At 76.9% G+C, this 8541-nt stretch carries 6 protein-coding genes; 3 read left to right on the plus strand and 3 right to left on the minus strand.

The annotated features are described in order from the left end of the window. Positions 1 to 141: 141 nt before the first annotated feature. A complete protein-coding gene (locus ACEPPI_RS38640; RefSeq protein ID WP_373919937.1) occupies positions 142 to 312 on the plus strand; it encodes a peptidoglycan-binding protein in 171 nt (56 codons plus the stop codon). Between the two features lie 49 nt (positions 313 to 361). Here ACEPPI_RS38640 and ACEPPI_RS38645 read toward each other — a convergent pair whose 3' ends face one another. Further along, positions 362 to 1105 (minus strand): SDR family NAD(P)-dependent oxidoreductase, encoded by a 744-nt coding sequence (locus ACEPPI_RS38645; RefSeq protein WP_373919938.1) that lies wholly within the window; start codon positions 1103 to 1105, stop codon positions 362 to 364. A 158-nt stretch (positions 1106 to 1263) separates the two neighbouring features. Here ACEPPI_RS38645 and ACEPPI_RS38650 point away from each other — a divergent pair, with 158 nt between their 5' ends. Next, entirely contained in the window at positions 1264 to 2340 is a 1077-nt protein-coding gene (locus tag ACEPPI_RS38650; RefSeq protein WP_373919939.1) for an RNA ligase (ATP), read from the plus strand. A gap of 240 nt (positions 2341 to 2580) precedes the next feature. Then, positions 2581 to 3498: an NADP-dependent oxidoreductase gene (locus ACEPPI_RS38655; RefSeq protein ID WP_373919942.1), complete on the plus strand. Its 918-nt coding sequence runs from the start codon at positions 2581 to 2583 to the stop codon at positions 3496 to 3498. Between the two features lie 26 nt (positions 3499 to 3524). Here ACEPPI_RS38655 and ACEPPI_RS38660 read toward each other — a convergent pair whose 3' ends face one another. Together ACEPPI_RS38660 and ACEPPI_RS38665 are read right to left on the minus strand one after the other, a co-directional pair. Next, positions 3525 to 6443 carry a poly(A) polymerase gene (locus ACEPPI_RS38660; protein ID WP_373919940.1) on the minus strand — a complete coding sequence of 973 codons (2919 nt, stop codon included), beginning with the start codon at positions 6441 to 6443 and terminating at the stop codon, positions 3525 to 3527. Beyond that, positions 6443 to 8215 (minus strand): RNA ligase family protein, encoded by a 1773-nt coding sequence (locus ACEPPI_RS38665; RefSeq protein ID WP_373919941.1) that lies wholly within the window; start codon positions 8213 to 8215, stop codon positions 6443 to 6445. The genes ACEPPI_RS38660 and ACEPPI_RS38665 overlap by 1 nt, the downstream gene beginning before the upstream one ends. Positions 8216 to 8541: the final 326 nt, after the last annotated feature.

Here is an 8541-nt window from a genome sequence, read left to right on the forward strand (position 1 = left end):
GGTTATTGGTTTTAAGACTTTTGTTATTCATTTCTCTGGACGACCACGCCCGTAGCGTCCGGCCCGGGGACGGGCGCGCCCGTCGCGAAGCCCCCGGGGCAGCCGTCGGGGACGCTGCGCCCGGGGGACCGCGGCCCGGAGGTGAGCGACCTCCAGGAGCGGCTCTACGGACAGGGGTTCACGTACGTCTCGCAGACCGGCGTCTACGACGAGCAGACCCGGCGCGGCGTGGCCCAGCTCCAGCGCGACCGCGACATCAAGGGCGATCCGCGCGGGATCTACGGCCCGGCGACCCGGGCGGCCTTCGGCTGACGGCCCCCGTGACGGCTCCCGCGGTGGCTCCGTACGGCGTCGGCGCTGCTCACCGGCCGCCGGAGACGCGCAGCACCGCGCCCGTCGTGTAGGAGGCGTCCGCCGACAGCAACCAGGCGACGGCCCCGGCGACCTCCTCGGGCTGCCCCGCCCGGCCCAGCGGGATGCCCGCCGCCGCCCGTGCGGGCCGGTCGGGATCGCCCATCGCCGCGTGCATCCCGGTCTCGATGATGCCGGGCGCCACCGCGTTGACCCGGATGCCGTCCGGGCCGAGTTCCTTGGACAGGCCCACCGTGAGGGCGTCGACGGCCGCCTTGGTCGCCGCGTAGTGCACGTACTCCCCGGGGCTGCCCAGCGTCGCGGCCGCGGAGGAGACGTTCACGATGGCCCCGCCGCCGCTCTCCGCCATGTCCCGGGCGGCCCGCCGGCAGCACAGCAGGTACCCGAGCAGGTTCACCTCCACCACCCGCCGCAGGTCCTCCGTGCGGGCGTCGGCGAGGCGGCCCGGCAGGCCCGTCACACCGGCGTTGTTGACCAGACCGGTGACCGCGCCGAGTTCGGCGCCGGCGATGTCGAAGAGCCGCTCCACCGCGCACTCCTCGGAGGTGTCACCGCGTACGGTCACGCACCGGGCGCCGGTCGCCCGTACGCGCTCCGCGACGTCCTCGGCGGCGGCCCCGTCGTGCGCGTAGCCGAGCGCCAGGTCGTGGCCGTCGGCGGCGAGCCGCAGGCAGGTGGCCGCGCCGATGCCCCGGCTGCCGCCGGTGACGACCGTGACGGGACGAGCTGACATGGGGGCCTCCTGGGACCGGTGACGACGGGTGCGCGGCGGGGCCTGCGGGCCGGGCCCCCGCGCGGCGCAGGCTAACACCGCGATATTCGCTGGACCAGCGCAAAAGGCCCACCGGACAGTGGGCCGGACGTCCTGAACCTCCCGAGAGGAGCCGTACCTTGTCCACCTTGCGCGTCACCGTCGAGGAACTCGCCGTCCACGGACACCCGAACGCCGATGCCCTGGAACTGGCCCAGGTGGGCCTCTACCGGGCCGTCGTGGCGAAGGGCGCCCACCGCAGCGGCGACTTCGCCCTCTACATACCCGAACAGGCCGTCCTGCCCGCCGCGTTGATCGAGGAGCTGGGCCTGACCGGACGGCTCGCGGGAAGCTCCCACGACCGGGTCCGGGCGGTCCGGCTGCGCGGCGAGCTCTCACAGGGCCTGGTCTGCCGGCCCCGCGCGCTGGCCGGGGTGGACCTGGAGTCGGCGGCGAAGGAGGGCACCGACTTCGCCCAACTGCTCGGCATCGTCAAATGGTCGCCACCCGTACCCACGACGATGGACGGAGAGGTCGAGTCGGCCCCCGACCTGCTGCCGTGGACGGACATCGAGAACCTGAGGCGCTACCCGGGGATCTTCGAGGAGGGCGAGCCGGTGGTCCTCACGGAGAAGCTCCACGGCACGGCCTGCCTCGTGACGTACGTCGTCGACGGGGAGCGGGTCCTGGTCTCCTCCAAGGGGTTCGGCTCCCGCGGCTTCGCGCTCACGGAGGACGACCGCAACCTCTACTGGCGTGCGGTGCGCGGGCACGGGGTGGCCGGGGTCGCGGCCCGGCTGGCCGCGCGGCTGGGCGCCACCCGGGTCGGGGTCTTCGCCGAGGTGTACGGCTCGGGGGTGCAGGACCTGGCCTACGGGGCCCGCGGCGGCGCCTGCGACGAGCCGCCCGGCTACGCCGTCTTCGACGTCTGCGCCGAGATCGATGGCACGGTGCGCTGGCTGGACCCGGAGCGGGCACTCGGCGACGGCGAACTGCCGCTGGTGCCACGGCTGTTCGAGGGCCCGTACGTGCTGGAGGAGGTGCTGGAACTGGCGAACGGCCGCGAGACCGTCTCCGGCCGGGGCCTGCACCTGCGCGAGGGCGTCGTGATCCGCCCGGCGGCGGAGCGCTACAGCCCGGTGACCGGGGGGCGCGCCATCGCGAAGGCGGTCAGCCCGGCGTACCTGACGCGCAAGGGCGGCACGGAGTACGAGTGACCCCGTGAGGTGCCGTGCCCTGCCGGGTCCGGTGCCGAGGGGGGGAGCGGGACCTCGGCCCCGGCGCCCGCCCGCGGCCCGATGCGCCGCGCCGTGCCCGCCCCGCCTCCCGGGGCGGGCACGGCCTTTCGTGGTGGGATGGCAAGGGGGCTCTTCCACCCGATCACGGCACCGGATCACGGATCATGGCTCACGGCTCACGGAGAGGGCGCGCACATGCCGGAGGACACGCAGGCCACCATGCGGGCGATGACGTACGACACCTACGGCGGGACGGAGGTGCTCTCCGAGACCCGGCAGCCCGTCCCCAAGGTCGGCCCCGGCGAGGTGCTCGTCCGGGTCCGCTGCGCCTCCGTCAACCCCGTGGACTGGAAGATCATGGCGGGCGGCCTCGACGCCCTGATGGACGTGGTCCATCCGGTGGTCCCGGGCTGGGACGTGGCCGGCACGGTCGAACGCGTGGGCATCGACACCCCCGAGTTCGAGGCCGGGGACGAGGTCATCGCCTACGCCCGCAAGGACTACGTGCACGGCGGTACCTTCGCCGAGTACGTCACCGTCCCCGTACGGGCCCTCGCGCCCAAGCCCCTCTCCCTCAGCTGGAAGCAGGCGGCCGGCCTGCCCCTGGCCGGGCTCACCGCCTACCAGCTGCTGACCCGGCTCGGCACGGGCGAGGGCGACACCGTCCTCGTCCACGGCGCGGCCGGCGGCGTCGGATCCCTCGGCGTGCAGATCGCCCGCGCGCTCGGCGCGCGGGTCATCGGCACCGCCTCCCCGCGCAACCACGACCGGCTGCGCTCCCTGGGCTGCGAACCCGTCGCCTACGGGGACGGCCTGACCGAGCGGGTCCGGGACCTCGCCCCCGAGGGCGTCAGCGTCGTCGCGGACTTCGTCGGCGGTGTCCTCGACGTCACCCTGGCCGTCCTCGCCGAGGGCGGCCGGCACGCCTCGATCGCCGACCACACCGTCCTGGGCGCGGGCGGCCAGTGGATGTGGGTCCGCCCCGCGGGCGTCGACCTCATGGCCCTGGGGGCCCTCGCCGACGCGGGACAGCTCACGGTCACGGTCGCCGAGACCTTCCCCCTCGCCGACCTCGCGGCGGCCTTTGCCCTCAGCCAGTCCGGCCACACCGCCGGCAAGATCGTCATCGAGGTCTGACCGCCCGTACGGGCGGGGGCGGGAGATCAGGGCAGGAGACGACGACCCCGGACGGGGTGGTGGAGGCCGGGGACCTCGCCGTTCGCGGCCCGGGTGACCTTCACGCCGGGGAGGCCGGCCGACCAGGGGCCGGCGAGTGCCGCGAGGGCCGGGGCGTCCGGCGGCGCGGGGCCCAGGCCGATCGCGTACCGGGCCAGCGTGCCGGTCCGCTCGAACGGACGGGGCCAGGCGTGCGCGTCCGGGACCCCGGCGTCCGCGAGCGCGCCGAGCAGGGCGCGCACCCGCCCCCGGGTGCGGCCCAGCCGCTCCTCGAACTCCCGCGGCGCGTCGGCCCGTACGTCCACCACCGCCCACGCCGCGTGCCTGCGGTGCAGCGGCGGCGCCGACAGCAGCCGGGCCGGCCCGTCGGGATCCTCCTCCAGCAGCTCCCACGCCCGGTACAGCTCCCGTACGAGGAGGTCCCGCATCCCGGGACCCACCTGCCCGGTGCAGCTGCGGACCGGCGCGGACGGCGTGAGGACGGTGACCGGGTCCGGCCCGGGGAGGGGAGGGGCACCGGGGTCCAGGGCCACCGGCCGCGTCCAGTCCCAGGCCGCCCAGGTCCCGAAGAACTCCCGCCGCAGCGCCCCCGCGGAACGCTCCCCGCAGTCCCGGACGGTCCGCGCGGCCAGCACCGACCAGGCGAGCCCCGGCAGCCCCCCGAAGGGCGCCGAGTCCAGGCCCCGGGCCCGCGCCCAGGCCTTCACCTCCCGCGCCAGCCGGGCGAAGGCGGCGTGGTCGGCGCCCACCGCCTCCCGTACGGCGTCCGCGTCGCCGAGCGCGCTCAGCGCCACCGCGGCCGCCTCGCCCAGCTCCGTCCCGCGCTCCACGGCCCGGGCCGGCTCCAGCGCACCCGCGGCGACCACCACCAGGTCCACGTCCAGCCCGGACGCCCGCAGCCGCAGCCCCGGCACCCGGGCCCCGGTCACCTCCCGCAGCCTCTCGGCCTCCGGCAGGGCCGCCTCCACCCGCGCCCGTACCCCGGCGATGTCCGGCGCGCCCGGCAGCACCGCCACCAGGTCCAGGTCGGCACCGGGCAGGGCGCAGCCCATCCGGCGGGAGCCGGCCGTACGCACCAGCCCCTCCGGCAGGGCCGCCGCGATCCGCGCGCCGACCCGCCCGGCGGCTCCGGCCGCCGGATCGGTCCCCGTCGTCGCGGAGGCCTCCGCCGCCCCGCCCGGCTCCGCCGACTCCGCGAGGGAGACCGGCGCCGCCTCCCGGATCCACCGCACCTCGCCCGTCCCGAGGGCCACCGTCGCCCGTACCCGCATGGGCCCGTCCCCGCGCCGCGACAGCACGGCCAGGGAGCCCACCCGCGCCGGGGCGCCACCGCCGAGCCGGGCCGCCCACTCCCGTTCGGCCCGCCGCGGATCCCCGCTCCGGCCCAGCGTCAGGTGCGGGGTCCAGCCGTCCGCGCGGCCCGCGCAGTCCGGGAAGCGGTCCAGCAGGGCCCGGCGCAGCTCCTGCCAGGGGACGTCACCGCCCGTGCCCGCTGCCGGGTCCAGCCACAGCGCGGCCTCCTCCCGGTGCCCGAAGGAGTGCACGCCCTCCAGCCGGGCCGTGAACGGCCGGGTGGCGGTCGCGGCACCGGCCAGCAGCGGCAGGGCCTCCTCGAAGGAGGACTCCGGCACGAAGCCGAACAGCAGGTTCACGTGCGTGGGCCAGCGGTCGGCCCCCGGGTCGTGGGCCCGGCGCAGCTCCTCGACGGCCGCGTCGTGCGGCGGCAGCCACGCCACCGCCGTCCGCGCCGTCACCGGTACGCCGCTCAGCGCGGCTCCCGCGTCCGCGGCCCCGTACTCCACCGCGGCCTCCACCCCGAAGTGGTCCGAGGTGAACAGCCCCTGCGGCCCCGGCACGTCGCCCCGCAGCGCGGCCGCCCGCACCCGCAGGCCCCCGGCCGCCCGCAGCAGGATCCGGTCCAGCCGGCCCGCCCGGCCCGACAGTGATCCCAGGGCGGCCAGCGGGTTCACCCCCGGGTCGAAGGTCGGGGTGTCGTCCGCCGGGCCGTGGACCTCGCTCCAGGCGTCCCGCAGCCCCAGAGCGGCCGCGGGCCCCTGGTCCCCGGCCCGGCCGTCGTTGAAGTCGCCGAGCAGCGCGAAGCCGCCGTCGACGACGGCCAGTCCCTCGGCGATCCGTGCCAGTTCGGCCTCCCGCCGGCCCGCCCCGTTCTCGGAGTGATCGCTGCTCAGGTGCGTCGCCGCGACGACCAGCGGGCCGCCCTCCGTGTCCACGGTGACGGCGGTGACCGCCTTGTGCCGGCCCAGTCGGTGCACGCCGGCCTCCCGCACCGGCAGCCGGCTCAGCAGCAGCAGTCCGTTGTCGGCCACGTCCGTACCGTCCGGATCGGTGCCCAGCCAGTACCCCTCCCGCACCCACGGCTCGGCCAACAGCAGGGCCAGCAGGGCCGGTTCGACCTCCTGGAGCGCGATCACGTCGGCGTCGGCCGCCATCAGGGCGGCCAGCAGCTGCGGCCTGCGGCGCGCGGTGGCGATGTGCGGGGCGTCGTACCGGTCCCACAGGACGTTCCAGGTCAGCAGCCGCACCCGAGCCGGGGGACACGCGGCGGGTCCGGCCGCCGCCGGCCTCCAGCCACCATCGTCCGCCGGGTCCCACGCGTGCGGGGTCCGGGCGGTGAAGAACGGGGCCGCCAGCACGCGGACGTCGCCCACCCGCCCGGCCCGCGTCTCGTCGATCCGGTCCACCCCGGTGGCCCGGTCCCACACCAGCTCGTCGTCGGCCTCGACGAACAGCACCCGGTGCCAGGGGATGTCCCCACCCGGCACGAAAGAGGGCAGCGGCACCCGCTTGGGGGCCGCGCCGCGCTGGAGGAGACCGAGGGTGAACCGCGCCGGGTCGAAGCGGGGGTCCCAGCGGACCCGGTGGTACAGCTGCTCACTGGTGCGCATCAGACGCCCTCCCCTTCACCTTCACCGCACGCGGGTCCCCGCCCGCCCGCGGAGTCCTCGACCGTGCCGCCCGCGCCCACGTACCAGGTGCGGTGCGCCTCCCCGGGGTACGGAGGGGCGAACCGGCGCAGCTGCGCCGCCAGCGCCGCTTCGGGTACGGGGTGGGGGCGCACGGAGTTGCGCCGCACCAGCTCGGGCTCCCCGACCAGCACCACGACCTGGGTGACCAGCGCGTTGCGGCGCCGCGCGACCGCACCGGCGAGGCTTCGCTGCCGTTCCGTCAGGGAGGTGGCGTCCCACACCACGGTGCCGCCCGCGGCCAGCTCCCGGTCCAGCCGCTCCAGCCCCTGGCGCAGCACCTCCGGGTTGGCCCGCTGGTCGGCGCGCGCGCCACGGGCGGAGCGCAGATCGTCCAGGCTGACGTACGCGCCGGCTCCCGGCAGGCTCCGGGCGAACGTGCTCTTCCCGCTGCCCGAGGGGCCGCACAGCTGCACCAGCCGCGGGAAGGACCCGGCGTCGCGCCAGCGCCAGGTCGCCGCCACCGCCTCCTCGGGGGTCGACAGCGCGCCCCGCCCGTAGGCCTCGCGGGCCTCGGCCCAGCAGCGGTCGACGGCGTCCCCGTCCAGGCCGGCGAGGGCCTCCCGCAGCCCGGTCCGCAGGCCGTCCAGCGGGTCGGGGGCGAGCAGCCCCGCCTCCTCGGCACAGAGCGCGGACCACTCGACGCACTCCCGCGCTCCGGGGTCGTCATCGCCGCCCGGCAGCGCAGCCGCCAGCGCGTGCAGCACCCCGAGGTCGGCCGCCGCCGCCATCCGGACCAGCCCGGCCCGCCGTTCCTCGTCCGGGAACGGCCGCCGCAGGGCCGGGTACAGCCCGACGAGGTCCGCCACCCGCCGGGCGGCCGCCATCCCGAGCGGCCCCGCCGCGAGCCGCGAGCCGAGGGAGGCCCGTGGTTCGCGGTGCAGCGCGGCGGCCAGGACCCCGGCCAGCCGGGCGTCCCCGGTACGGCCGGCGCCGTCGAGCCGGGCGGTGACCTCGGCGACGGCGCGCCCGGCCCCGGCTGCGGACCCGTCCTCCGGGTCCGGGCCGGGTCCGACCGCGGCCAGCAGCCCGGCCGCGTCCGGCTCGGAGCCCGAACGGACAGCCCACAGCGGGGCGTTCGCGCCGAGCCCGTTCGGGACGACGGGTGCGCACATCCAGTGGGTGTCGGTCCGCACGTGGCCGCCGCGGACCCACTTGGCCACGGAGCGGCCGAAGTCCTCGCGCCGGAAGCCCGCCGTCGTGCGGACGACGTAGCCCTCCTGGCGGGTGGTGTCGATCCGCAGCCGGCGCAGCGCCCGCTCGTCGTAGACGCCCCGCCAGAGCACGCGCGGCGTGGGAACGCCGAGCCGCCGCAGGAAGCGCACGGTCGGGTCCCAGTCGAGGCAGTGGTCGCCGTCCCACACGGAGAACCCGTAGAACCAGCTGTCGAGTTCCTCGTAGGCGAGCGAATGGCGGGCGTAGAGGTTCTCCCCGCACACCCGCCGGCCCTCCGGTATGCCGGAGCCGATCCGGCCCTGGAGACCCTTGACCCAGGCGCGGGACGGGTGGTGTCCCGAGTCGAGGGAGCGGGCGTGGAGGCCGTCCCGGTAGAGGGTGGTGTTCTCCCCGTCGAGCTTCTCGGTGACGACCACCTCCCGCCCGGCCAGTGCCGACGGCCCGCTCGCGCGCACGTCGTCCGGCGTGGCACCCGGGGACCACGGCAGGTGCGCCGTACGGGGGTAGTGCGTGCGCATGATCGGGCTCCTGGCGGGTGACGGGTCGTGCGGTCACTCTAGGTATCCGGAGCAGGAGCATCCACTCAATTTGCCGCCGCTACCGGGCACCTGGTCCGGACCGGTGGCCCGGAAGGTTGGCCCGGACCGGGTCTGACGCGCCGTCGGTGACGCCCCGGGCGTCAGTGACACAGGGCGACGATGGAGGGGTCGACCCTCCCGCGGGCCGCCGCGCACAGGGGCGCCATGTCGAACGTACGCCCAGGCGCCGGCCGGGGTGCGCCCGGCGCGGGCCGGCGGGCGCGGGGCTTGGGGGCGGTGGGGGCGGGGGCGGCGGCGGGCCCGCG

The organism is Streptomyces sp. AB3(2024) (assembly GCF_041862025.1).
Classification (GTDB): Bacteria; Actinomycetota; Actinomycetes; order Streptomycetales; family Streptomycetaceae; genus Streptomyces.